Origin of the sequence: Shewanella aestuarii (assembly GCF_014647215.1) — a bacterium.
Taxonomy (GTDB): Bacteria; Pseudomonadota; Gammaproteobacteria; order Enterobacterales; family Shewanellaceae; genus Shewanella; species Shewanella aestuarii.
The window spans coordinates 536,239-562,037 of record NZ_BMOT01000001.1 but is presented as its reverse complement, the minus strand read 5'-3'; the positions used below and the strand labels follow the sequence as shown (position 1 = coordinate 562,037).

Genomic DNA, 25,799 nt, shown 5'->3' with positions numbered 1-25,799 from the left:
AAAAAGCCCTGAATAATCAGGGCTTTTTATTTTTGATAAGGTTACCGCTTTAAGATACCAAAAGCTTATCACCAGCTGGTATTGTTGATGATATTTTAAGGTTTGAAAGTTGTCACCACATCAATACGTTTTGCAGCATCAAGATCAATATGGCCATTATTGCTAATATCTAAAAAATCGAATGCAGGTAAATTTGACTCAGCCACATCTCCTTTCATAGGGGCATTCTCATCACGTTTAAGACTTAAAAAATTAAAGTTCTCGCGGTCAACGCCTTGTGATGGTGCGGTATTTTGCATCGCAGTGAATATGGTTTCAATTCTGCCAGGATGTTGTTTATCCCATAAGTTAAGCATGTCTTTAATTGCGCCGCGCTTTAAATTTTCCTGAGAACCGCATAAGTTACAAGGTATGATCGGAAATTGCTTTAACGCGGCATATTCTGCAATGTCTTTTTCTCTGCTATATGCTAATGGTCTAATCACCATATTCGCACCGTCATCAGATAATAATTTAGGTGGCATAGCTTTCATCTTTCCGCCATAAAACATATTTAAAAACAGGGTTTCTATTATGTCGTCACGGTGATGGCCGAGGGCAATTTTAGTTGCGCCAATACGCTGCGCAAATCCGTATAAGGTGCCACGACGCAATCGAGAGCACAAAGAGCAAGTGGTTTTACCTTCTGGAATTTTATCTTTAACAATTGAATAAGTGTCTTTTTCAAGAATATGGTACGCAATACCTAAGGTATCTAAGTATGCAGGTAAGATATGCTCAGGAAAACCAGGTTGTTTTTGATCAAGATTGACCGCAACAATTTTGAAAGAGATTGGCGCTCGTTGCTGAAGATTGATTAAGATATCAAGCATGGCATAGCTATCTTTACCACCAGATAGACAACACATGACAAGATCGCCGTCTTCAATCATATTGTAATCAGCGATAGCAGAGCCCACTTCACGACGTAAACGTTTTTGAAGTTTGTTCATGCGGGTGGTATTTTTTTTAACTTGTTCTTGTAGATCTACTTCAGACATAAAAATGCGCCCAGTAACTATGTGTTTCAGGGCGCGTATTATTCCAGTAATCGGTTACTGGGTAAAGTACAACTCAACGTTATAGTTGAGTTATTCAGCTAAAGGTGATTTATAACCATCGGGTTTCAATGCTAATAAATCACAATTCAAGCTATCAATAACATGCTCAGCGGTGTTGCCAATAAGGGCCGCTGAAAAACCGGTGCGACCTACTGTGCCTAAGATAACCAGTTCAGCATCAAGTTTTTCAGCCAGCTCAGGGATCACATCTTCTGGTAAGCCTTCTTCAACATGACAATTATCAACAGGAATGTTATATGAATTTGCCAGATACTGAACACGCTGTTCATGTTGCATGCGTACACTATCATTGTAAGCATTGGCATCAAAATCAGGTAACTCAATAGCTAAATTAACAGGCGTGCCAGGATAACCATTAACTAAATGCACACTGGCAGAAAACTTTGATGCCAAATCCTGTGCGTACTTAATGATTTTTCCATTGAGATTTTGTTGATCTTCATCCTCTGAAGCGACATTAACAGCACAAAGAATTTTTCCTGCGACTGGCCAATCATGCTCTTTTACCATAAGAACCGGCTGAGGTGCTTTACGCATTAAATGCCAATCCGTTGGGGTAAAAATAACCGCTTTAAGTTTGTCATGTGCATGAGTACTTTTAACAATTAAATCGTAATCACCTTCGATTGCGTAATTGATGACTGACTCAAAAGGGCGGTTATGCCACACAACCTGAGAATTAATGTCGATATGGTTTAAATTGGATTTACTGATAAGTTCATTTAGCCAAGCTGTACGTTGATCGATAACGCCCTGTCTCATGGCTTCACGTTCATGTGCAGACAGGATAGAGGTCATCTCGTAGGAAAAGTCAAAAATAGATAAAAACGCGGTAATCTTTGCTTGGCTTTTAGAAGCTAATTCAATTGCTCTATCTAAGGCGGCTTGATGGTCGGTAGTGGGGTTAATAATAACCAGTATTTTCTTATATTCCTTCATAAAACCTCCAAAGCTATTTAAATTTAAGCAGTTAGTGATATAAGCAGTATCACCTTTTACTAATAAATATAACTTGAGCTAGATCAAACATTCACCATTATATTTATAGGCGTGAATGACCCGCTAATAAACCTAACGCGCTATGATCTTTAATCGAGATATATTTTCCGTTTACTTCAATGAAATCTGACTTTTGAAAACGGCCTAACAAGCGACTGATTGTTTCAACGGTTAAGCCTAAATAATTACCGATATCACCTCGGGTCATGGTTAAGCGAAATTCTTTAGGGGAAAAGCCTCGTTCACCAAAACGTTTTGCAAGATTATAAATAAAAGCGGCTAAGCGCTCTTCTGCATTCTTTTTAGACAATAATAAAATCATTTCTTGATCAACCATGATTTCATTACTCATTAAACGCATTATTTGTTGTCTTAATTTGGGCATAGTGCCAGAAAGTTCATCTAAAGTGTCGAAGGGGATTTCACATACCATAGATGTTTCTAGAGCTTGAGCAAAACTTTGATGCATCTGGGAATGAATGCCGTCGAAGCCAATAACATCTCCAGCTAAATGGAAGCCGGTTATTTGCTCGTCGCCTTGCTCAGTAATAGTGTAGCTTTTAATCGTACCTGAACGGATAGCGTATAACGCGCGAAGGCTATCACCAGACTTAAAAATTTGATCACCTTTTTGAACAGGTTTCTTTCTTTCAATTATGTTATCAAGTTTATCAAGCTCTGAATTGTTCAGAGTGAAAGGAATACAAAGTGTTCCCATGCTGCAATCATGACAATGAATGGCACAACCACCAGTGTTTGGGCGCTTAACTTTGAGTGTATCGCTTGGCATATCTATTCCTAAATCTTGATGACATTCACATGGTAAACTAAATCAATTTTTGCAGCCACTAAAGTTGCTGAATTGCGACATAGATTGTCTGTAAACCAAAGCTAACTAGTAGCAGTCCACTGACTAACTTTACTGCTTTTTTTTGCACCCAAGAGGCTAATGACTTTGCCGCGAAACCAGCCGTAAGTAACGCCGGAAGTGTTCCTAAACCGAAGAAAAACATTATTATTCCTCCCTTAAGTGCACTACCTGAAGCCACAGACCATGTCAGGGTACTATAAACTAGGCCACAGGGAAGCCAGCCCCAAACCATACCCGCTAAGACGGCTTGGCCTGGGTGTTTTATCGGTATTACCAGTTTAGTCAGTGGCTGTAATATTTTCCAAAGGCCTTTTCCAAGAGCTTCTATATATACGATACCAAACCAAATTTGAGCAATATACAAACCGGTTAAGATCATCATAATGCCGGCGAAAAATCGTAAATATAATAAGTAGTTATCAACAGCAAACATCTGCCCTAACGTCGCCGCGCTAGCACCAACAAGTGCCCCTGCAAGGGTGTAACTTAGTACTCGACCTAGATTATAACTTAATAAGAAACTCAGTTGATGGGCAAGTTGATTACCAGGGCGCTGTGGCAGGTTAGTTGAAAATGCCCCAATAAGGCCACCGCACATACCAAAGCAATGCGCAGCGCCCATTAAGCCGACAAGGAAGGCACCTAAATAGTTAAATTCGATCACGAAGGTAACTCAGATTTTTCTTTGGTTAAAACTTCAGTTTTGGAGGGTGTGGGTGAATTAAGTGGTTGTTCATCATCAAACAGTATCGAGACACTTTGTCTATCGAGATCGTCAAATTGCTCAGTTTTTACCGCCCAAAAAAAGATCGCCACAGCAATTAACACAAACAGCATGGCAATGGGAATTAGTACATATATGATACTCATAATTTTAACCTAAGCAGTCTTAAACTGTTACTGACGACAATAATCGAACTTAATGACATTCCAATAGCGGCAATGTAAGGAACCACATGACCTGTTACGGCAAGCGGTAAAATAATAACATTATAACCAAAAGCCCATGCCAAATTTTGCTTAATAATTTTATTAGTACATTTTGCAACTGTAATCGCATCGTTGAAGCGCGAAAGATGATCACCAAGCAAAATTAAATCTGCACTGTTTTTTGCAATCGCACTACCACTTCCCATCGCTATCGATATATTTGCTCCAGCAAGTACTGGAGCATCATTGATGCCATCACCAAACATAGCGACTTGCTTTGTTTGCTGTAATTGATTAATAAAATCAAGTTTTGACTCAGGACTCATGCCCGAATGAACATCGATAATGTTTAACCTATCAGCTAAAAACTTTACATGACCAGAGCTATCACCAGTAGCCATACTGACAGCAATAGATTGTGCATTTAATGTTTTTATCACGTCCTCACTATCGGGACGAATAAGATCATTAAGCTCGAATGATGCAATCAGTTTATCTGCAATACTTAAGTAGACATGTTGGTGTTGGCTATGTGCATCAATGTGCAAATGTTCTGTACTTGGTAAACAATAAGCTAAAGAACCCAGTTTTATAACCTGCTGTTGGTAAATACCCTCAACACCTTTACCCACTAGATGGTTTATATCCGTTATTAACAAATTATTATTACAAAATGGCGTAAACACTTGCGCAATAGGGTGTAACGAACCTTGTTCTAAGTTAGCCACTAAAGATAATGCAGTGTCTTGATCGATATCAGCAAACAGTTGCACTGATCCTAAAGATAATTGACCGCAGGTTAAAGTGCCGGTTTTATCAAACACCACATGATTAATTTGTGGCAGCTTTTCAAACACTCCGGATTTACGGGTGATAATACCCAGTTTGGTAAATATTGCCGTAGCACAAGTTACCGCAGTGGGTGTTGCAAGTGCTAAAGCACAGGGACAAGTAGCAACTAACACAGATAGCGTAATCCAAAATGCATCCTCAGGTGATATTTGTAGCCAGATAACATAGGTGAGGGTAGCAATGGTTAAAATGGTGGCTGAAAAATATCTGGCTAACCTATCGGCCAGTAAAGCAATGTTAGGCTTATTGTTTGATGCAAATTCTTGAAGACGAATAATTTCAGCAACTAGCTGATCTTGACCAAGCGCACTTACCAAAACTTCTATTGGCTGGTCAATATTAATTGTACCTGCAAATACCTTTTGACCAATATGTTTGGTAACAGGCATTTGTTCACCAGTCAGCATCGACTCATTGACACTGGATAAACCTGAGATAATTTCGCCGTCCGCAGCAACAATATCACCAGGGCGAACTAAAATAATATCATCGACTTTTAACTTTTTAGCGGCGATTTCTACTGCTTTACCATCTTGCATTATATGGGCAGTAACAGGGATCAGTTTATGCAAATTACTTGAACTGACAGAAGCTTTTTGCTTTGCTTGTTGCTCAAAATAGCGGCCTAATAATAAAAAGAAGGTGAACATGGATACCGATTCGAAATACACTTCTCCGGTGCCATTAATTGTGGCTATACAGCTGGCGATATAAGCACCCGCAATGGCAATAGACACAGATAAGTCCATATTCAATTTGCCTGAGAGTAAGCTTCGTATGGCACTAAAGTAAAAGGGTTGTGCTGAATAAAACACCACAGGCGCAGCAAAAATCATACTGACCCATCTAAAGTAATCACGTAATTCAACGTCTAAATCAGTGAAATAACCTGAATACAATGCAAATGCAAACATCATCACTTGCATTGTGGCAAAGCCTGCTAATCCAAGGCGCAGTAAAAATTTTCGACCTTCTGCTTTACTGAGTTTTTCTTGGTCATCAACCTGATATGGGGCAGCTTGATAACCAATGTCACTGATCTGCTTTAAAATGGTGCTTAGTGCGATGGTGTCGGTTTGCCAGGTTACCATGGCACGCTGCGTGGTAGAGTTCACCCCGATTTGGGTAACACCTTTTAAGGTTTTTACTTTATGCTCAATTAACCATGCACATGCAGCACAGGTAATGCCATCAATGGTTAATGAAATACTGTCAAGCTCACCTTGACGATGAACTAAATCTTGCTGTACTTCAGGCAAGTCATAGGCACTGAATTGATTGAGCGCGTCTGGAATTAATGCGCTTTGTTTATTACCTGGTTCACTTCTGTAACGATAATAATTTGATAGTCCAGAATCGATAATCGCTTGCGAGACAGCTTGGCAACCTGGGCAACACATTACTTGTGCTTGCCCATTAATATTAGTTGAGAATTTATCACCCGTTAATACAGGCTCATTACAGTGAAAACAGGTGGTCATGATATACAGCTCAGATCAGGGGGGTTAATTTAACCAATACTCTACGTCGTCTGTAATATCAATGCGTTGTTGAATACGCCACTGACCATCAAATCCTTCAATACGAATTTCCCACGGGCCTTTTATCGACTCATCTAAAGGAATACGATATATGCCTGCACCATCAGCGGTTACTTTGAAGCTGAGGTCAGATTCTTTAATGGTTCTGTGGTAAAACTCGATATTCAGAGCCGCGGTATAAGAAGGCCCGCCGTGTTGGGTAATTTCGACCATATTGTCATCTATTTTAGCTTGGAATTGCATGCCAATTTGTTTTGCATAATTAATTTTACGCAAGTCCATGTTGATGGCTTTACCTTCCTTGTAATAATCTTCTGCCACTAACGAGTCAGAGTTATCTAATGCAATGAATAACAGATTGATACTGGCAACAACGGCACAAAGAGGCAATACAATTAAAAACCACGGCCAAAACTGCTTATACCAGGGTTGAATATCTGACATGGTGAACCTTAAAGTTAAAATCAAAATAGTATGACCATTTTACAGGGTTGAACCTGAATAATCACTTAAAAAAAAGGCCTCGATTGAGACGAGGCCTTATATTTTTCACTTATGTAACTATTTGTTTGATAAGCTATAAACGTAAGCAGTAATTACGTGAACTTTCTCTTCACCTAATATGTCTTTCCATGCAGGCATAACACCAGCACGACCATACTGAATAGATTCAACAATAGCGCCACGACTGCCACCATATAACCAATCACTGTCAGTTAAGTTAGGTGCGCCCATGAATTTGTTACCCGTTCCGTCCATACCATGACAAGCAAAACAGCCTTTCATGAATGAACCTTGACCTTGCGCAGCAAGAGTAGCGTCATGCTCGCCACCAGAAAGTTTAACAACGTATTCAGCTAAGCCTTCAAGCTCACTGTCATCAATTGGTAAACCGCCTTTTGGAGGCATCATGCCGTTACGGCCATTCATTAATGTGGTTTTGATATCAGCTAATTCGCCGCCATATAACCAGGCTTTGTCGGTTAGGTTAGGGAAGCCTTTAGAGCCACGAGCATCAGAACCATGACATTGCGCGCAGTTTTGTAAAAATAGGCGACCACCTACTTTTAACGCTTCTTCATTTTTTACTAGCTCTTCCAAAGGAGTGGCTAAGTAAGCAGCGAAGATTGGACCGTATTTCTCATCAGCGTTCGCTACTTCACGATCGTATTGAGATAAACGGTTTTCAGCTTTTGCTGATTCCACTGCGGCTTTAGATTCTTCCATCGACCGAACGCTTTGGTTTGAACTTGTCCAACCAAATAAGCCTTTGTAGTTTCCAAGACCTGGGTACATAGCTAAATAAATCAAGCCAAATACGATAGTGATATAGAACATATAAGACCACCACTTTGGTAGTGGGTTATTCAGTTCTTCAATACCGTCAAAGCTGTGACCCATAGATTCACCTTCTTTTATGCCGGTATTATTTTGCGACATTTTACGAAGGATGAAAAAACAGCCTGCTATTACGATTAATGTGAGTACGGTAATCCAAATACTCCAGAAGTTACTCATAATCATTACTTCTGTGCTCCTGAGTCTTGCGACGTTGCTGGTTTATCATCGTCTGCGAATACTAAGTTAGCCGCTTCGTCAAATTTAGACTTGCTATGCTTACTGTATGCCCAGAAGAAAATACCAACAAATGTCACCATTACAACAATGGTTAAAATGCCTTGAAAAGTGCCATAATCCATCATTACCTCCTACTTGAGTGCGTGACCCAAAGACTGTAAGTATGCGATTAGTGCTTCCATTTCAGTTTTACCTTCAACCGCTTTTTGTGCTCCTGCAAACTCTTCTTCAGAATACATATTGTCGTCTGGGTGGAAGTTGCTAAGTATTTCCATTTTCTTACGGGTCAACTTACCGTCTAAGGTGTTGTCCATAAGCCAAGGGAAACCCGGCATGTTTGATTGAGGTACCACAGCACGAGGGTCGATTAAATGCACTTCATGCCATTTATCACTATAACGACCACCCACACGAGCAAGATCAGGACCTGTACGTTTCGAACCCCATTGGAAAGGATGATCCCAAACAGATTCACCCGCAACAGAGTAATGACCATAACGTTCAGTTTCAGCACGTAAAGGACGGATCATTTGGCTGTGACAGTTATAACAACCCTCACGAACATAGATATCGCGACCTTCAATCTGCAATGCTGTATAAGGAATTAATCCTTCAACTGGCTTAGTTGTGTCTTTTTGGAATAAAAGCGGGGTAATTTGCACTAAACCACCAAAACTAATGGCGATAACAGTAAAAATACCAAGCAAACCGATGTTCTTTTCAATTAACTCATGACTAAATTTCATCGAATCTGCTCCTTATGCTTTTGCTTCAGCTAATGCTGGCAATGAATCTTTAGGGGCTTTAACTGTACGAATAACGTTGTATGCCATGATAAACATACCAGTTAAGAAGAATACACCACCAATAAAGCGTACAAAGTAGAAAGGATAAGATGCTTCTAAGCTTTCTACAAAGCTATAGGTTAATGTACCGTCAGAGTTAACTGCACGCCACATCAGACCTTGCATCACACCAGAAATCCACATAGATACGATATATAACACAGTACCGATAGTTGCTAACCAGAAATGCACATTCACTAAGTTAGTGCTGTACATACGTCCTTGGTTAAATAACACAGGAATTAAATGGTATAAAGAACCAATTGATACCATAGCAACCCAACCTAACGCACCAGAGTGAACGTGACCTACGGTCCAGTCAGTGTAGTGTGATAAGGCGTTAACGGTTTTAATTGCCATCATTGGACCTTCAAAGGTAGACATACCATAGAAAGATAATGAAACAACTAAGAAACGAAGCACTGGGTCAGTACGAAGCTTATGCCAAGCACCTGAAAGCGTCATAATACCGTTAATCATGCCACCCCAAGAAGGTGCAAATAGAATTAACGACATAACCATACCTAAAGACTGAGTCCAGTCAGGTAGGGCAGTGTAATGTAAGTGGTGAGGACCAGCCCAAATGTATAATGCAATCAATGCCCAGAAGTGAACAATTGATAAGCGGTATGAGTATACTGGACGACCCGCTTGCTTAGGCACGAAGTAATACATCATCCCTAAGAAACCTGCTGTAAGTAAGAAACCTACCGCATTATGGCCATACCACCATTGTACCATTGCATCTACAGCGCCTGAGTACATTGAGTATGACTTAGTCAAACTCACTGGAACTGCCATCGAGTTAACAATGTGCAATACAGCAACCGTAATAATGAAAGCACCAAAGAACCAGTTAGCCACATAAATATGTGATGTCGTTCTTTTTACGATAGTGCCAAAGAATACAATCGCATAACATACCCAAACAACGGTAATCGCGATATCAATAGGCCATTCTAGTTCTGCATATTCTTTACCTGAGGTAAAACCTAAAGGTAATGTAATAGCAGCTGAAAGAATAATTGCTTGCCAGCCCCAGAAAGTAAATGCAGCTAATTTAGGTGCAAATAAACGGGTTTGACAAGTGCGTTGCACAACATAGTAGGATGTAGCGAAAAGGGCTGAAGTACCGAACGCGAAGATTACCGCATTGGTGTGTAATGGTCGTAAACGACTATACGTTAACCAAGCTGTATCAAAGTTCAGTTGCGGCCAGATTAACTGAGCAGCAATCAATACACCCACTGACATACCAACAATACCCCATAACACTGTGGTTAAGGCAAATTGGCGGACAATAGTGTAGTTGTAATCAGCGCCTGTAGACTGGGAATGGTTCATCATAATGCTTCCACGGCTTATTACTTTTACTTATATTATTGGTAAAGTATAACTTTACCTGTTTAGTTGACATAAAGTGCTAAAGCAGACTTACTGTCTTTTTTATCACTTATAGTCAAGGTGTTACCATGTGAATTTGTTATCTATCACTAGGCGATGTAATGATACTTGAGCTAGATCAAAAAAGAAACTTAACTCGGGCGTCGAACGTTGATCTAGATCAATGTCTGAAAGATAATGTTATCAACTTGAATCATTAGGTTAAAATTTGTGCAAAAACTATCGTTTTATGGACTTTTGCTATTTTCGCTATGTTTTTTAATGGCATGCGAGCCTAAAGTCGTTAAAAATCATGCTTCATTCGCAATAGACACAAGTCTGTGTGATTTTTTTTCCGGCGCTTGTAGTAAGAATGTTAATGAAATAGAAGTGCAACTTTCTTTTGCGCAATCAAAGGCACCCAGTGAGCAACCTATTGATCTTGCACTTTCATTTTCAAATATTGTCAGCGACGTAAAAATGTCGGTAGAAGGGCGTGACATGTTTATGGGGATGATACCGGTATTATTAAACACTGAAGATCAGCAATCATACCAAGCACAGTTAATTTATGGTTCATGTAGCAGTGACTATATGGTTTGGCGCGCAACTGTTACCTTTAATTACCAAGGCACCACGCGTCAAGTGTGGTTTGATTTCTTAGCTGATGCTCAACCTCAATAATGGTCTAAACATCTACCCAATGGATTTTTATTTGTTCAAAAATATCTATATTATCAATAAAAAGCTTTAATAAATCAGGATCAAAGTGACTTCCTGAGCATCGAGTCATTTCTGCTAATACGTCCTTTAATGGCCATGCATCTTTATAGCAACGCTTATGTACCAAGGCATCGAACACATCAGCTATAGCCACAATTCGAGCAAATATGTGAATTTCTTTGCCTGTTATGCCATGTGGATAACCACTTCCGTCATATTTTTCATGATGTTGAAGTGAAATTATTGATGCTGCTTTTAAAATAGGTCTATCTGAATTTGCCAATATTTGATGGCCTATAACTGGATGCTGCTTCATTATGTCCCATTCATCATCATCTAATTTACTGGGTTTTAGTAGCACAGAATCTGGCGTGGCTATTTTGCCAACATCATGCATCGGTGAAGCACGTTTTATTAAATCAGCATCTCGTTCAGATAACCCAGCAAGTAAAGCCAGCTCATAACAATATTCAGCCATACGTTTTACGTGGTGTGCGGCTTCTTTTGAACGACTTTCAACTACGTCCCCTAAACGTAAAATTAATTCCGATTGAGTATCTTCTACTTCCTGATTTAATAATAGATTCTCAAAGGCTACACCAACATTAATCGCGAATATATCGACAAGCTTCTTATCAAGATCGCTTATTTTGTCTAAACCATCCATGTACAGAATGTTTATCCATTTACTTGATTTAGTGGGGAAATATCCTATAAAACAATTATTTTCATATAAACAACGTTTTTCATCTAACGCACGGTTCAACAAAGACATGATATCTTCAGGTAATGCTTTACTATTACAATCTTGAAATCGTCCGGTACCAGCCAAAATTTCAATATCTTTATTATCAACATGGCCGCTCATGGCATCGATAGCATTACAGGTCAACAGCAGGGTTTCATTACTTAGATTTAATAGCGAAGCAACTTGATTTAATAGTCCATCAGCAAATCGATGCAGAGTCCGAAGTTCGAATAGCCCCGAAGTTGCTTCTAATACTCGCTCTAGACCTTGTCGATGTTGAGCCTGTGCAATCCTAGCTTGTTCAATTTCCATTATGTCGCGGTAGGAGCGAAGGGCAGAGTAGACGCTAGTCATTAGCTTGCGAGAGTCGAGCTCAGCTTTTGCTTTGTAATCATTAATATCATAATTAACAATCACATCTTCTTCAGGAGCCTGACCTGGTTGTCCAGTGCGTAAAATAATTCGCATGGTTCGATTGCCAAAATCATCACGGATCCATTTGATTAATTCTAAGCCAGCATGATCGCTTTCCATCACCACATCGATAAAAGCAATGGCGATGTCTTTTTCCTTTTCTAAAAGTTCTTTAGCCTGCAGTCCACTATATGCATTTAAGAATGATAACGAACGCCCATCCAATTTAAACCGGGATAAAGCTAATTTGGTGACTGAGTGTATGTCAGGTTCGTCATCAACAATCAAAATTTTCCAGGGGGGTAAATCTGGCGTTTGATCATTGCTTTTGTTTGCTGAAAATAAAGGCTTTTTCTTTGCTATATCAAAAAGCATTTTCACCTCTCTACAAGACGATGTATGAACACATTCTGGTTTAAGTGTAGACCACATATATGTACGTAGAACTAAATGTGCGGAGATCACAAAAATATTTTAAATCACACAAATGCATTTGATAATCATTATCATTTAAGTATAATCATTGTTGTGTTCTTTTATGGGGAAATGACATGAATAATGTGAATATTGGTTTGAGTGAAACGAAAATTGCCCAGTTGATTAATGAGGGGCACCTGTGTGCGGCAGACATTCAATGTCTTGATAAATCGAGTAAACAAATTATTTGGCAGTTGTGTTTATGGTGTTGTCAAAACAGAATTCATTGCAAACAAGTTGCTTGTCATCGGGACGAGCACGAACAAAGTCAGAACCCTTTATTGCCAGTATATTAGCCAAATATCTAAAACATCCTCGAGTTGAATTAAGTCTGTATTCATCGCGACAATGTGTTCAATTCCATGTGATTTTGAACCGTATTCATTATTTTCTGTGAATATAAAACTGGAGACACAAGATTGAGTCACTATTGACTGCATAGCAGCTGACGCTGGTTAAATTTTCCAACGAAAAAACCATGTTAAGTGGTAAAATTCTCAGCGTATCAAAGAGATATACAATCATCGTTACGCGTTATTGCGCCCAAAGATAGTAAAACCTTGCTGTAATTCTACAAGCAAGCCACTTATGCTATTTATAAAATAGATTTCTTATTTAATTACCCTGAAACTAAACTTTTATGTGAAGCTGACGCAACAGGTGAATACACACTTGATTGCTAATTCTATCGATAACAACTTATATAGTTAACAACTTTGGCAGTCTTGAGCTTAAACGTTTCGGGCAAACACTCAGCAAATTAGCCAAGTAAACAAGCAGCGACGCGATACAGACTAAGTAAAAAGATAAACCAGAACTGCAGTGTGATGATTGCCATAAGCCGTCATGGTTTGACCAATACGAGTCGCTGTTCATTGTATGCCAGCACTGCAACGGCCATTTAAGTTTAATCACAGAAGAAGCGCCATTTAGACACAAATAGCCCCCATCACCACACCCATACATAACTGCGCACAATGTATATTATGTTAAATAGAGTATTTGTGTATTACCATAACGTCCTTACTGTTGTGCTTTCTCATTTCAAATGGTTTTTGTCTCACTTCGTGGATCTGACTTTTAGTATTTATAATCAGATAGTTATATTGACACCAACGATTTAACCGCACAACTTTGGTGCAAAAAACACATCAGAGCGCTTTTTATGTCAGTTTTCACCACCTGACTTTTTTAAAATGCGTGGTATATTTTTTTGAGCTGTTTGTGCATGCTTTACGACTGTTACCTAACATTGGTCGATCGAAATTCGAGCTTACCTGGTGATGTGATGTTGAAATTGTTGAAACGCATTTTTGCAATCACCAAAGCCAGAGTTTGTGAATTAGACAACTAAGCTTTTAACTCCACCTGATGATCATAACCTTGCTTATAGATTTTCTTCACTCTCTCAAACCATGCATAGACTAACTCTTGGGTTTCATTAGTTGCGATTGCATTGCGTATTCCCTTGATTTGGTCCAATTCAAGCATGCCAATGCGTTTATTGACTTTCACTCCAATGGTTACTCTTTGTGGGTGTTCCATTTTAAATGCGCAATAATGTCCTGCGACAATACGATTGTGATAAACAGCAATACAATGTTTTTGAGTCATACCTTCATTAATCAGCGCATCATAATTATCTATTGCGACAAAGTTAGGCTCACTCGCGATCAATTGTGGATATGGTGCATCAGCATCGACTGGTCTGTGTTCCAATCGGTCAATATCATTACGAAGATCAATCCATTGTTGATGCAATCTTTCAAGCTCATCAAATGACGAAAGTTGGCCAATTCTGTTAGCAGGCTCATTTATTCCGAGCGCTAAACCAAGTGCTATGGTGTCAGCTAAACACGCACGTAACGGCCCTCTTTTGATACTTTTATCATTTGCTATAGCATGGCCCAATTTTGTGCAGGTTAAAAATGGGTATCGGTTATCCAGGCTTATGGTCAAATAGTTTATTACCTGATGATGTTTAAAGACTTTGTAACGACACATTCTCTTGTCTAACAGTTTTTTCAAAAACTTTAACTCTATATCTCTATCAAACTTGAGTGTTAGCTTGTCGATAAATTTGAGTATGGCTTTCGCGTTGTCGTATCCGAGTCCTCTCAGAATGTCGCGTTGTCCTAGCAGACTCAATGCTAATGCCTTTTCGTTATCAATTGGATACTGCTCACAAATAAGCACTAATAATAATGGGCGCATTAATAGCAATTGCGCGGCTTGTTCACTATTAGCGGCAAGCCACAAAAGCTGATACTGATGCTCAGGAAAAGCATTCGTGATTGAAATATACTGCTCGGGAATTTGCGCCAACCATTCATCACCTAATGCAAACTGAGTGATAAAGTTAAGTCCTAACCCTAGCCCACCTTCTAATAACTCTTTGCGCTCAGTGTTATTAAATACTCTATAAGCACATAGTTTTTGATGCCAACTATGCAGCTCTATATCATAGTCAAAACCCAGGTGAGTAGTTTGTATCGTCAGTTTTAAATCCATGTTTTTGCCTGTTTTATTGCCAAATCGATATTATTCCAATAAAACTAATTCATACCTTAAGGCTAACTCATATTTTTGTTCCAGATAAAACCTCTAACATAAGCGTTTCATGTTTTACGATATTTTCTAGACCAATGACATCAGGGCCCCATTTATCGTAACTCATCATGATTGCTTGCTTTAAGCTCTCAGCGCGATTGTTTTCACGATAGAATGACTTTTTCCCTTCTGGATAATAATTGCTAAGTTTTGAATTACTACTTGGCGAAATAAGACATAGGTTGCCAAAACGATCTACATCCTTCATTTTGCTTGCACCCGATGGATCGGTTTGGGGAAAGTAATGCTCAACAGAGGTGCGAAATGAAAACTGGAAATCATCAAAGTGCTTTCCAAGGTTTATTTTACCTATACCATCAAATGTCTCATTGTCTGATAGTCGCTTCCACAATAGGTAATCCAATCGGTTAAACACGAAGTTATGAACACCTGTACCTTGATGCAATACACCAGAGTTGTCCTCACTAAACGCTAAACTTTTACCTTCTGTGATGTCTGTAAAATAGCGTTCACTTAAGCGTTCAAGCTCAGTTAAGTACACCTCGCCATCAACAATCAAATTCTCTTTCTGTACGGTACTCTGGTTCAAAATGCTTAGCGCGTCATTGAGCCAACGCTTATATACCATTGCTGGGTTAGACACATGAAACATCGCTAAGATCATCATAAGCTTTTCATTAAGCGTTGTATCTTGTTCTTTACCGAACGAATTTATATAGCTAAAACTGCTACTGCTTGAGGAATGATCCAGTGTGAGCAAACTCCACTTACGCTTTTCATCGTGTTGATCAGGCTTAATTATGTAGCTATCAAATAAAATTCGCTGCTTAAGCAGTTCATACACAAAGGCTTTGGCATCAACCCTCAAGCCAAAATCATTAGAGATAAACGCATCAATAAGCTTCTTATCATCTAACGACACGCTCTCTTGCGTCTTCATCAGCTTTAACACATGAAGTAAAAAGTTTGAAAAGTCGATAACCGTACCAAAGCGTTCTTGCTTCTCGCGCGCTTCATCATAGCTGTTGGCACTGGATGCCTTGTTGGCAATGATATCGCGCAGCGTCATTGCATCTTGTTTTTGCAGCTTACTCGTATGCTTTGCTTGGATCGCGTCAAAGCTTGCTGGCATCGTTTGCCAATCGTCACCAAATACGGCTTTACGAAGGTCAGATTGAAAGCCCATCTGGGTATAGCGTGTCATATTTGAGCAAGCCTCCCAGATGGTTGAAAAACAGTTTCTTTCCTCTTCACTGTCAAGTGAAGCCATGAATTTAGCTTTCAATACTTCATGCTTTTCTAGCTGTTCACCACGGTTATTCATTATCTCAAAGTAGTGATTAAGATCGGTTTGTGGTGGAACGACAACTCTCAATATGACGACGTTATCTAACAGGTACTTTAAAAACTGCTGAGTATTAGCCCCTGTATCAAGCCCTTTGGTTTTGAAGAAGCGCTGAATAATGTTAAACGCAGCATGAATGTTAGGCTCTTCTGACTCGCCGTTGGTATTACCTGTATAAATATCATCTAACGCTCTGGAAGATTTTGGCCTACTATCAAAGGTTAAATTGATGACTAACCCTTCTAGTTTATCTGTATCCAGTACCTCCCGATGTTTTAGATACGCTAATAAAATAGAGAGTGTGGTATGCCTTTGTTGTCCATCAATGGTTTCGTACACCACTTTTGATTGCTGAAACTGCGCTGTACGCTGATAAACCACAAGGCTACCCAGATAATACGTTGTTTGCTTAACGTTAACGCTTCCATTTGATTGTTCTGATTGAGTAATTAGCCCTGCGGCGTCACTGATATCTTGAATAAGCTGCTCAATTTCAGGCGCACCCCAAGCATAGTTTCGCTGATAGATAGGGATAATATATTGAGTATTCTTGTCGAAAATCGCTTTGACAGACAAAGACTCTACTGGGTTAGCTTGGCTCATGTAGCTTTCCTGACTTCATTTTTTCGATGGATGTTTGCACCTCTGATGCATTAGTAAAGTTCGGCTTCACTATGTAAGGGGGCTGAAAGTTCAGCACCTGCTGAGGGTGAACTGCTTTGCTAATCGCTCTAAATAAACCAGTTCTATCTTTGGCATGGTTATCAACTGACTCCATGCCAATGCGTTGCAGTTCAAGCCTAAGATGATATGCCCAGCGATAACAAATCTGCGCCGCTTTGTCTAACTCCACATCACCGAACTTGTCGTAGTAATACATCACTGCACACAAAAATAGATTTCGCACATAGCTGTCACCTTTACGGTTACTGCCATTGTACTTAACAGCATGCTCATATACGAATGCAGAGAGCCTTGCTTCATTGCCAACAAACAAGCTTGTGTGAATACCCATGTAGTGTTGAATGTACTCAAAAAAGCGTTTGCCGTTGATCATCACCTGACCCACTTGAAATGGATAACCCTTGGTTTGCTTGTCCCATTTTCGTGCGGGATCAGCGTTAAAGGTTTCAACCGCGTAATCCAGCGCCAGCATGGCATCGACATAAGCGTATTGTGTGTTTCCCAAGTTAATACCCTTGAATACTTCAATGTTATGACGGCTAAACTGAATGCCGTAATCACCGTCAATCCAGCGACGCATACGGAACAAAAACTCTCCCATTATGGTGTGCAAGTCGGCAGAATCATCATCAGGGTTAACGCCTTGCTCCCACAAGCTTACGTGGTGCAAACGCTCTGTTTGCTCTGTAGAGTCCATCATTTCACGTAGGTGATACGCTTTTAGCAAGTCATGAGGGGCAAGCGCCTTGCCTCGGGCATTTTGCGAATCGAAAAACTGAAACGCTTCACTCAAGTCATCTAACGTAACTTGAACAAGCTCACACTTGTGAAGGACAAAGTTGAGTAACGCCTGCTTTTCGGTGGCTTGCAGACTTGCTACTCGCTCAGAGACAATTTGTGCATTATTTTTGAGGTTTTCAATACTGACGGATGATTCAAATTTGTGCTCAAGCAGGCTAGATGAAATGGTTTTATCTTCTCCATCGAGAATGGTACAAAGCAGCGTTAAAGTAAGCAGGCGCTGTTGACCATCAACAATGTTAAGTATGCCCTTTTCAGCCTCTCTTTCTGATTCTTTGTCTTGATGTAGCACCACAGTACCAAGGCGATAACACGGCTTAGTGCGGTGGTTAAAAATGTCATCAATTAACTGATTAACGTGCTTGGCTTGCCATTTATAGGGGCGTTGATACTCAGGAATTGTGAGTGACTTTTCCAATAACTGCACAATGGTTTGAGGCTGATGGAAGACAATTGCCATGATTATAAAGCGCCAATAACTGTTTCAAACTGTTGTTCACCATCAAGTTGAATTTGTATTAACGATCGTGGCTTAGCGTCAATCGTCCACAATCCTTGTTTAATGATCATATTATTTCCTTTAACTCCATATATAGCCGTAAAAAACACGCTTTATGCGCAGGCAATCTTGATTGCCATAATGTCTCCCAACTTGCATAAGGACTCTTTGGCTACTGATGAAAATTCTGAACCAGGTGATAATAACTCCTTTAATTGTTTAAGCTCTTCTTCTGCTTTGGTTCTCGCAGCCACACTGCCATTCTTATTAGCTGTATTAAGCTCTCTTTGATAACTATAAAATAATGACCGACTGGTTTGCCAAGTAACGCTTCTTCTCGAGTTTAGAACCCTCTCATTAAGAAAATACTTGTCAATGGTAAAGTTAACTCGGTTTAAATCTACTTCTCCAATGCCATCTTGAGCTATTGGGACACCATCATCATTAAAACTCAACAGCAATACATCTGAATCCTTAAGAGGATCAAGAAACAAAGGTGTTTCGTCTTGCCACGCTTGGGCTTGAACCGCTGCTCTGAAGCGCTCATCTATGATTGGAAAAAATGTGCTTTTCCTTCTATTTGGTCGGCTTTTACAAAGGCGGTAGTTAGAAAGCTCAAAAGCGAGCCAATAATATCCAGGATGTGTCGGATGTATCTTACCATCATCGCACTTGGTCGCCTTTTTGGGTCTAAAGTGCTCTACTTCTTGATAGTCACCACCAAACTTAGTTTCTGTATACCAGCACTTATCATGGTTTAATGAAGACAACCACTCTACAAGCGCCTCGTCACGCCAGTGTGCCTTATGCCTGTCAATAAGTTGGTGCTTCTCCTCTAAAGAAGGCGCAGCTAAGATTTCATCTCTTATTTCACCAGCTCTAGTGACCCATGCTTGAATATTCTCTGGTAACACATCAGGTACGTTGACTTTTATCATCGCCCGCCTCCTCATCTATCACTTTTTGAAGAAGTTCATCAGATAATGCTTGTACCATTTTATAGTCATCAGCTGATAGTTCAGGCCTTCTAAACTTCGGATTACGGCTAATAGCTTTTGCGAAGTTTGAAAAGTAAGGGTTAGGATGTGCTTGAGAAAAGCCGATAGCATCCAACTCGCTATTAATTCTCAATAATGATTCAGAAACGTCTTCCCCAGCCCTTAGTGAAGATAGCAGTCTATTTCTAAGATCTATCTTATGTTGGATCTCTTTATCAAGACTTGTTCGAATACCATACAAATCAGATTGTATTATTGCTTCAACACCTAAATTAATTGGATCTTCATCAGGTATATTAGAGCGTTTCCCTTCATCATTCTCAGTTAAGACACGAATTTGGGCAGCTCGCAGAGATGTAAGCATTAATGGGTCATGCGTAGTTAAAATTATTTGGCTTGAATCCCAAGCCGACTTATCTGTACCCTCAATCTTATGATCCAGAATACTTTCGATTTGGTCAAAATAGTCTAACTTCCAGCGAGGGTTTAAATGTGTATCTGGTTCATCTAAAAGAAATAAGGACTCATCATCTCTAGTAAACTTCATCAATCCAAGGACCGTCATCAGTTGACGCTCACCCTCAGACAATTTATCAAATGTTAATTCTTGTCCATTTTCAAGTGTCACAGCAACAGTAACACTTTCAAGCAAGTCTGCTATATAGGTACTCTCAATATTCTTAAAGAATGATGTCGTACTAGCGTACTCGGAGGATAGTGACCTTAATGCTGTCTCATTGGGAATAAACATATAAAGGCGCTCTTGTTGCTCAGAACGACCTCTAAAATCAATATTTTTCCGTTCTTTATTATCTATGGGAGCTATTGAGTGATTCCACAGATTTCCCAAGAAATCTTGTACTACCCCTCTTGAATACCAAAAACGAGGATCACCTTCTTTAAGCATAATTTCGCTCGGTTTACTTTTAAACCAGTAAGGCTTCTTCAGACAGAATATAACTGAATCTAATTTTTTAATATCAAGTTTCTTTAATAGATTTTTACAAGCAGGATCATCGTCGACCAAAAATGCTAATAACACAAAAAAGCTATGGACATCTCTACAATAAAAAAAACGCCTCAACAATGAGTCATCACCCTCTGTAAGACGCTTATAAAAGTGAGTTTGATGTTTTACAAATAACTCTTCTACTCGCCAATTGGTACCAGAGTAATACGCAAAAACATTTAAGGGTAAATATTCATTTGCATTATTCTTAAGAAAAGTAAAACTTTTCTTTGTCCCGTCAACATTGACTAAGCTCTTCGCAGAGTTGTTTACATCATATCTAACCTCAAGTTCATGGCCTCGACACTCATATATCAAGGCGTAAGAGAAGTCGGTATTATCTGCCCCGCCTAGATCTAGCATCCTAAAAATTGAGATAATAGCTTCAATTAAGTTTGACTTACCGACTCCATTTTGCCCAATGATTGTCGTTATAGGCGAATCAGCATCAAAGGTCGTTTTAAAATCAACAAAGCCTTTGTAATTATCTAATGTTAGTTCCTTTAACTTCATAATATACCTTTATAAAAAATCTGCTTTCGAGGGCAAGTTAACAAAACCGGCATCAATTTCTTTTTTTAATTGTTTATAAAAGTCTGGTAACGTTAACCCTGACTTTGACCAAACACTTTTAGCATCAGCATCATCTAAAGTTCTGATAATTCCTGCCAACAAAGCTTCAGATTGGCCATGAAACTCAGAAGTAGTCGTTAAAGGTGTTATAATTTTCATGGGTACTTCTTCCTGTATCTCATTTTTATTATTATTAATAACATTGCCAGTTACTTGTTCGACGATGGCGTCAGTGAGGTGCAGTTGAGTGGTTTGGGCATTACTTAAACGGGCCTTGAGTTGGTCGCACAGTGCCATTAGCTCATCGACTTTGGCGACGATGCGGTGTTGTTCTTCGAGTGGAGGAATAGGCACTATTGTGGCAGCAATTTTACCTACATTTAAATTTGGTTGTGCTCCACCTGCGGCGTGTTCTCTTAATTCTAAGTAAGCCTTTCTAAAGAATAACTTCACATAATCTTTATGATTTATAGATTTATCGACTAACCTGATGGCTGCACAAGCTTGGTTAGTACCAGCAGGCTCTAATAACTCCGTAATCTGGCCTCTAGTTTTACCTTGCCCATACATTGCTACAATTAATGTTCCTACCGGGTAAATCGAAACATTTGTCTCTTTGATGGCTAGCTTTGACACTTTCTCTTTTGTTTGAGCGACGAAGAAATCTGAAGTTTCCCCACTCGAAACCCAGTTAACTTCTGCTGGATCCCAATACAAAGGGTTACTTCTTGATGGCGTTGCTCCTGTACCGACTATTCCAAATGTTCCAATTCTTTCATAAGCCCACCCTTTTGGAAGTTCAAACGGCTTTTCTTCATCTGTGATGGGGGGCAGTGGTTTCTGCTTTTTGATTTTACCGTCTTTGATTAGCTGGGCTTTTTCTTTGGCAATACGTTCGAGTAGCTTGGCGGCTGGTTCGTCGTTCACATTTTGTGGTACAAGCTTGCCCATTACGGCGAGTTGGAGGATCGTTTGTTTTAGGGTGTCGATGCTGGCTGCGGTGGTGAATAGCGTGTCGAAATGTTCGGCGATACGTAGCCAAGCCTTGTCAAAGTTGTTTGCCAAAGATGGCTCAGGGCTGTTTGCATCACTATTGTCAAAAGCGGGTGCTAGGCTGTCAGCTAAAGTGTTGCTCGCATTCATCGGCACTTGCTGGGTTGTATTAGGCAGTAGCAGTGCATTGAGCAAGGTTTCGACTAAGGTTTGGTGCGCTGAAATACTGGATTCGGTTTGCGCTTCAAGAGCATCACACAATAGCATTAACTCATCGACTTTCGCGACGATACGGTGCTGCTCTTCGAGTGGGGGTAAAGCAATAATAAAGCTACGTACTTTACCAAGAGATACAAAAGATTGTACGGCACCTGACGCTTCTAATTTAAACTTAATTTCGGCAAAAGATAGGAAACGTAAAAGATATTCAGGGGAAGCTAAATTTTTAGAATAATATTTAAATAAAGCAACATTTTTGATACTGAAATCGATATCCGTATCTACAATTACCGCATTTCCAATACTCCCTATCATCGCAAATAAAATGTCGTTTTTATCAACATTTGATCTCTGCGCTATTTCAATGTGATCTTCTTCCGATATAAATTTAACATCTCTCAAATCTAGACGGCCACTTGATAGATTTTTACTGGTTACTAATGGGTAACCAGAATCTTGATACTTAGGTGTACTGTGTGTTCCATCTCTAACATCATAGACGTCATTTAGACGGCTCCACTCCCACCCTTGTGGCAATTCAAACGGCTTTTCATCTTCGCCAATCTCAGGCAACGGCTTTTGTTTTTTAAGCTTGCCCTCTTTCACCAACTGGGCTTTCTCTACAGCAATACGCTCAAGTAATACTGATGCTGGCTCGTCATTGGGATCTTGCGGCACTAACTTGCCGCGTACGGCGAGTTCTAAAATCAGTTCACGCAATTTTTTAATACCGTATAACGAAAACTTGTTCGATGTGCCACGCCCTGCTGACGACTTTTGCTCAATGGCCGAGGTCCAAATATCAATGTGGTCGGTGATCAAACTGGCTGCTGTTGGCGCTTGATGGGTGGGGGGTGTTAAATCAGTCATGGTTTGCCTCTTCGTTTGTCTCTTCGTTTGAAGAGGGGCCAGTTTGGTTGTTGAGCGCATGTTCAGTCAGAAAGCGTTGCTGATTTTGGCTGATTGCTTGATGCAGTTTTTGTTGTAATAACTCTTTGGGTGGCAAAGCCGTGAGGTATTCGGCAACATGAATGCCCGATTTATCAAGCTCAAGCAGCTCGACTTGTTCTTGGTCTTTGCTGGCACATAATATAATGCCCAGCGGTGGCCGCTCATCGGCTTCTTGTTCGTATTTGGCTAGGTAGCGTAAATACAATTCCATTTGGCCTTTGTAGGCGGCTTTGAAATTACCGAGTTTTAAGTCGATAGCGACTAAGCGTTTGAGTTTTCGGTTGTAAAACAACAGATCGATGTAAAAATCTTCTTGACCGATTTGCACTCTATGCTGACGGCCAATAAAGCTAAAGCCTGAGCCTAGCTCTAATAAAAACTGCTCTAAGTCGCGTAAAATGGCGTCTTCTAAGTCTTTTTCAAAGTAGTGATCTTGCACCCCTAAAAAGTCTAATAAATACGGGTCTTTTAATAGCAAGTTGGGGCTCAGTTGCTTGTTTTCGAGTTGCGCTAATTCAAGCTTGATGAGCTCGTCAGGCTTTTTCGACACGGCCGTGCGTTCAAATAGCATGGCGTCGATGCGGTTACGTAAGGTGCGCACACTCCAGCGATCGTTAATGGCCATTTGCAAATAAAACTCACGCGCTACGGGCACTTTGATGGGCAATAACTCAACAAAATGTGACCAGCTTAATTGTCGCGACAGTGTCGAGACAATCTGCTGCTGCGGAAATACTTGATAAAACTGCATCATTTTCCGTAGGCTTTTTTCATTAAACCCTTTGCCATATTCATAGGTAAGTTGTTGCGCGACCTGTTTTACAACCTGCTTGGCGTAGTCGGCTCTTTGGTTACTGAGCAAATGATGTTGTAACCTGTGGCCAAGCTGCCAATACAGTAAGGTCATCTGTGCATTGACCTGTAACTGCGCGTGTTGCTTGGCGGATGCAATGAGGGTTTTTAACTCATTAATCAGGTTGTTATCTTGTGTGGTTATTGAGCTATCACTCATGGTGTCACTCATTAGCCGACCCTTGTAATGCGTTACTTAATATGCCTTTTAGTTGATCGCGTATCGCCTTAATATCGGCTTGTTGCTTGGCGTAATCCGTTAACAATTCTTGCGGATCATGGCTAATAACCTCGCCCACATGGGGGTTTTTAATGTCGAGGTTATAGTTACGGGCAATAATATCGTCGATGGAGACTTTCCATGCTTGCTCGTTTTCTACTCGCGCTGCAAAGCCGTCGGCCTCATTGCCCCACCATGCCAGTTCGGTCTCGAACTCTTCAAACTTCATTGGCTTGGTTTTGTTGTAGTTTTTAACCCCTTCTGGGTATGGGTGTTCGTAAAACCACACCTCTTTTGTCGGTGTGCCTTTGGTGAAAAATAGGATGTTGGTTTTAATACCAGTGTATGGGTTAAACACCCCATTGGGTAAACGCACTATGGTGTGCAGATTACATTCATCCATTAACATCTTTTTGATTTTGGTTTTAACGCCTTCACCAAACAAGGTGCCGTCGGGCAATACCACGGCGGCGCGCCCGCCCTCTTTACCGGCTGAAGGCGCTGCCAGCACCTCAATAATTAATTGCAGGAACAAGTCGGCGGTTTCACGGGTTTGAAATTCGCTGGGGAAGTTCTTTTCAATACCGTCTTCTTCTGTGCCGCCAAAGGGCGGATTGGTGATGATGACATCAATTGCTTCATCCCAACTTGAAAGCGGCTTATTCAGCGTATTGCCGTGTTTGATTTGTACCGGTACTTCGATGCCATGCAGCATCATGTTGGTGGTACAGAGTAAATGCGGCAGCTGCTTTTTTTCAACGCCAAATATTTGCTGTTGCAGGGTTTGGTGGTCGTCACTGGTTTTAACGTAGTTGGCTTTAACATGGTCAAATGCGCACGCTAAAAAGCCGCCCGTACCGCAGGCAGGATCCATAATCGACTCGCCAAGTTGTGGGTTAGCTACCGCCACAATAAATTTAGTAATCGCTCTCGGAGTATAAAATTCGCCTGCATTACCGGCGCTTTGTAAGTCTTTTAAGATTTGCTCGTACAGGTCACCAAACAAATGACGCTCGTTTGAGTCGGTAAAATCAATTTCGTTAAGCTTGTTGATCACCTGTCGCAGTAGCGTGCCGTTTTTCATGTAGTTAAAGGCATCTGAAAATGCCGCCTTTACCACAAAGCCACGGGGGTTTTTATCGATTGGTGCGGTTAAGTTTTTAAGCTCTGGAAATAGCTCATCATTAACAAACTCCAGCAGTTCGTCACCGGTAATGCCTTCGTTGTCGGCTGCCCAGTTGCGCCATAAAAATTGCTCGGGGATGGGCTCGCGGTAGTCGTCTAATTCAAGCTCTAACTCTTCCTCTTGGGCGTCGAATACTTTTAAGAAAAGTAACCAAGACATTTGCCCTAATCGCTGAGCGTCGCCGTCAACGCCGGCATCTTTACGCATAATATCTTGGATGGATTTAATGGCTGAACTGATAGACATAGGTTTCTCTTAAACAGTTACTGCGGCTGTTATTGGCCGCTGTATAAAATGGTGTGGTGTATCTAATTGTATATAAACCGTGCTCATGGTGCGCACGGTTTCTACACTTTCAAAAAAGCTTTAAAAACAATATTTCAAACAAGCAACCAATGGCGCGAATAATGAAACGT

The 25,799-nt window shown here is 40.3% G+C and carries 21 protein-coding genes; 1 reads left to right on the top strand and 20 read right to left on the bottom strand.

Annotation, left to right across the window (positions count from 1 at the left end):
• Window positions 1–95 precede the first annotated feature (95 nt).
• The 11 genes from ttcA to ccoN all read right to left on the bottom strand — a co-directional run bounded on the left by ttcA (window position 96) and on the right by ccoN (window position 10,084).
• A complete protein-coding gene (gene ttcA, locus IEY03_RS02465) occupies window positions 96–1,040 on the bottom strand; it encodes a tRNA 2-thiocytidine(32) synthetase TtcA (RefSeq protein WP_188839743.1) in 945 nt (314 codons plus the stop codon).
• Window positions 1,041–1,130: 90 nt separating this feature from the next.
• The gene (gene uspE, locus IEY03_RS02460) at window positions 1,131–2,060 is read right to left on the bottom strand and encodes a universal stress protein UspE (RefSeq protein WP_188839742.1); all 930 of its coding nucleotides are present in this window, start codon (window positions 2,058–2,060) and stop codon (window positions 1,131–1,133) included.
• A 103-nt stretch (window positions 2,061–2,163) separates the two neighbouring features.
• The gene (gene etrA / locus IEY03_RS02455; protein ID WP_188839741.1) at window positions 2,164–2,910 is read right to left on the bottom strand and encodes an electron transport transcriptional regulator EtrA; all 747 of its coding nucleotides are present in this window, start codon (window positions 2,908–2,910) and stop codon (window positions 2,164–2,166) included.
• Between the two features lie 58 nt (window positions 2,911–2,968).
• Entirely contained in the window at window positions 2,969–3,655 is a 687-nt protein-coding gene (locus tag IEY03_RS02450; protein ID WP_188839740.1) for a sulfite exporter TauE/SafE family protein, read from the bottom strand.
• A complete protein-coding gene (gene ccoS, locus IEY03_RS02445) occupies window positions 3,652–3,861 on the bottom strand; it encodes a cbb3-type cytochrome oxidase assembly protein CcoS (RefSeq protein WP_188839739.1) in 210 nt (69 codons plus the stop codon). The genes IEY03_RS02450 and ccoS overlap by 4 nt, the downstream gene beginning before the upstream one ends.
• The gene (locus IEY03_RS02440) at window positions 3,858–6,254 is read right to left on the bottom strand and encodes a heavy metal translocating P-type ATPase (protein ID WP_188839738.1); all 2,397 of its coding nucleotides are present in this window, start codon (window positions 6,252–6,254) and stop codon (window positions 3,858–3,860) included. The genes ccoS and IEY03_RS02440 overlap by 4 nt, the downstream gene beginning before the upstream one ends.
• A 24-nt stretch (window positions 6,255–6,278) precedes the next feature.
• Window positions 6,279–6,758, bottom strand: a complete 480-nt coding sequence (locus IEY03_RS02435) for a FixH family protein (protein WP_188839737.1) — start codon at window positions 6,756–6,758, stop codon at window positions 6,279–6,281.
• 117 nt (window positions 6,759–6,875) lie between these two features.
• Window positions 6,876–7,832 carry a cytochrome-c oxidase, cbb3-type subunit III gene (gene ccoP, locus IEY03_RS02430; RefSeq protein WP_188839736.1) on the bottom strand — a complete coding sequence of 319 codons (957 nt, stop codon included), beginning with the start codon at window positions 7,830–7,832 and terminating at the stop codon, window positions 6,876–6,878.
• A gap of 5 nt (window positions 7,833–7,837) precedes the next feature.
• Window positions 7,838–8,014 (bottom strand): cbb3-type cytochrome oxidase subunit 3, encoded by a 177-nt coding sequence (locus IEY03_RS02425; RefSeq protein ID WP_188840025.1) that lies wholly within the window; start codon window positions 8,012–8,014, stop codon window positions 7,838–7,840.
• Window positions 8,015–8,023: 9 nt separating this feature from the next.
• The gene (ccoO, locus tag IEY03_RS02420; RefSeq protein WP_188839735.1) at window positions 8,024–8,638 is read right to left on the bottom strand and encodes a cytochrome-c oxidase, cbb3-type subunit II; all 615 of its coding nucleotides are present in this window, start codon (window positions 8,636–8,638) and stop codon (window positions 8,024–8,026) included.
• A gap of 12 nt (window positions 8,639–8,650) precedes the next feature.
• Window positions 8,651–10,084 (bottom strand): cytochrome-c oxidase, cbb3-type subunit I, encoded by a 1,434-nt coding sequence (gene ccoN / locus IEY03_RS02415; protein WP_188839734.1) that lies wholly within the window; start codon window positions 10,082–10,084, stop codon window positions 8,651–8,653.
• A 426-nt stretch (window positions 10,085–10,510) separates the two neighbouring features.
• On the opposite strand from ccoN, the gene IEY03_RS02410 reads away from it, so the two are divergent.
• Entirely contained in the window at window positions 10,511–10,804 is a 294-nt protein-coding gene (locus IEY03_RS02410) for a hypothetical protein (RefSeq protein WP_188839733.1), read from the top strand.
• Between the two features lie 4 nt (window positions 10,805–10,808).
• Here the strand turns inward: IEY03_RS02410 and IEY03_RS02405 are convergent, their stop codons facing one another.
• From IEY03_RS02405 to IEY03_RS02365, 9 genes are all read right to left on the bottom strand, one after another.
• Window positions 10,809–12,380, bottom strand: coding sequence for a DUF3369 domain-containing protein (locus tag IEY03_RS02405; protein WP_188839732.1), 1,572 nt, complete (start codon window positions 12,378–12,380; stop codon window positions 10,809–10,811).
• 1,452 nt (window positions 12,381–13,832) lie between these two features.
• A complete protein-coding gene (locus IEY03_RS02400) occupies window positions 13,833–14,993 on the bottom strand; it encodes a PcfJ domain-containing protein (protein ID WP_188839731.1) in 1,161 nt (386 codons plus the stop codon).
• 67 nt (window positions 14,994–15,060) lie between these two features.
• Window positions 15,061–17,001, bottom strand: a complete 1,941-nt coding sequence (locus IEY03_RS02395; RefSeq protein WP_188839730.1) for a DUF262 domain-containing protein — start codon at window positions 16,999–17,001, stop codon at window positions 15,061–15,063.
• Window positions 16,988–18,343: a DUF262 domain-containing protein gene (locus tag IEY03_RS02390; protein ID WP_188839729.1), complete on the bottom strand. Its 1,356-nt coding sequence runs from the start codon at window positions 18,341–18,343 to the stop codon at window positions 16,988–16,990. The genes IEY03_RS02395 and IEY03_RS02390 overlap by 14 nt, the downstream gene beginning before the upstream one ends.
• 152 nt (window positions 18,344–18,495) lie before the next feature.
• A complete protein-coding gene (locus IEY03_RS02385) occupies window positions 18,496–19,320 on the bottom strand; it encodes an HNH endonuclease family protein (protein ID WP_188839728.1) in 825 nt (274 codons plus the stop codon).
• Window positions 19,298–20,902 carry an AAA family ATPase gene (locus tag IEY03_RS02380; RefSeq protein WP_188839727.1) on the bottom strand — a complete coding sequence of 535 codons (1,605 nt, stop codon included), beginning with the start codon at window positions 20,900–20,902 and terminating at the stop codon, window positions 19,298–19,300. The genes IEY03_RS02385 and IEY03_RS02380 overlap by 23 nt, the downstream gene beginning before the upstream one ends.
• Before the next feature lie 9 nt (window positions 20,903–20,911).
• Window positions 20,912–23,044: a restriction endonuclease subunit S gene (locus tag IEY03_RS02375; protein WP_188839726.1), complete on the bottom strand. Its 2,133-nt coding sequence runs from the start codon at window positions 23,042–23,044 to the stop codon at window positions 20,912–20,914.
• On the bottom strand, window positions 23,037–24,149 hold the full coding sequence (locus tag IEY03_RS02370) for a PDDEXK nuclease domain-containing protein (RefSeq protein WP_188839725.1): 1,113 nt from the start codon (window positions 24,147–24,149) through the stop codon (window positions 23,037–23,039). The genes IEY03_RS02375 and IEY03_RS02370 overlap by 8 nt, the downstream gene beginning before the upstream one ends.
• Entirely contained in the window at window positions 24,142–25,629 is a 1,488-nt protein-coding gene (locus IEY03_RS02365; protein WP_188839724.1) for an N-6 DNA methylase, read from the bottom strand. Before IEY03_RS02365 ends, IEY03_RS02370 begins: the two co-directional genes overlap by 8 nt.
• Window positions 25,630–25,799: the final 170 nt, after the last annotated feature.

Coding starts and splice junctions, on each gene's coding strand:
- ttcA (WP_188839743.1), bottom strand. CDS start 1,040: ATGTCTGAAGTAGATCTACAAGAACAAGTTAAAAAAAATACCACCCGC.
- uspE (WP_188839742.1), bottom strand. CDS start 2,060: ATGAAGGAATATAAGAAAATACTGGTTATTATTAACCCCACTACCGAC.
- etrA (WP_188839741.1), bottom strand. CDS start 2,910: ATGCCAAGCGATACACTCAAAGTTAAGCGCCCAAACACTGGTGGTTGT.
- ccoS (WP_188839739.1), bottom strand. CDS start 3,861: ATGAGTATCATATATGTACTAATTCCCATTGCCATGCTGTTTGTGTTA.
- IEY03_RS02440 (WP_188839738.1), bottom strand. CDS start 6,254: ATGACCACCTGTTTTCACTGTAATGAGCCTGTATTAACGGGTGATAAA.
- IEY03_RS02435 (WP_188839737.1), bottom strand. CDS start 6,758: ATGTCAGATATTCAACCCTGGTATAAGCAGTTTTGGCCGTGGTTTTTA.
- ccoP (WP_188839736.1), bottom strand. CDS start 7,832: ATGAGTAACTTCTGGAGTATTTGGATTACCGTACTCACATTAATCGTA.
- IEY03_RS02425 (WP_188840025.1), bottom strand. CDS start 8,014: ATGGATTATGGCACTTTTCAAGGCATTTTAACCATTGTTGTAATGGTG.
- ccoO (WP_188839735.1), bottom strand. CDS start 8,638: ATGAAATTTAGTCATGAGTTAATTGAAAAGAACATCGGTTTGCTTGGT.
- ccoN (WP_188839734.1), bottom strand. CDS start 10,084: ATGATGAACCATTCCCAGTCTACAGGCGCTGATTACAACTACACTATT.
- IEY03_RS02405 (WP_188839732.1), bottom strand. CDS start 12,380: ATGCTTTTTGATATAGCAAAGAAAAAGCCTTTATTTTCAGCAAACAAA.
- IEY03_RS02400 (WP_188839731.1), bottom strand. CDS start 14,993: ATGGATTTAAAACTGACGATACAAACTACTCACCTGGGTTTTGACTAT.
- IEY03_RS02395 (WP_188839730.1), bottom strand. CDS start 17,001: ATGAGCCAAGCTAACCCAGTAGAGTCTTTGTCTGTCAAAGCGATTTTC.
- IEY03_RS02390 (WP_188839729.1), bottom strand. CDS start 18,343: ATGGCAATTGTCTTCCATCAGCCTCAAACCATTGTGCAGTTATTGGAA.
- IEY03_RS02385 (WP_188839728.1), bottom strand. CDS start 19,320: ATGATAAAAGTCAACGTACCTGATGTGTTACCAGAGAATATTCAAGCA.
- IEY03_RS02380 (WP_188839727.1), bottom strand. CDS start 20,902: ATGAAGTTAAAGGAACTAACATTAGATAATTACAAAGGCTTTGTTGAT.
- IEY03_RS02375 (WP_188839726.1), bottom strand. CDS start 23,044: ATGACTGATTTAACACCCCCCACCCATCAAGCGCCAACAGCAGCCAGT.
- IEY03_RS02370 (WP_188839725.1), bottom strand. CDS start 24,149: ATGAGTGACACCATGAGTGATAGCTCAATAACCACACAAGATAACAAC.
- IEY03_RS02365 (WP_188839724.1), bottom strand. CDS start 25,629: ATGTCTATCAGTTCAGCCATTAAATCCATCCAAGATATTATGCGTAAA.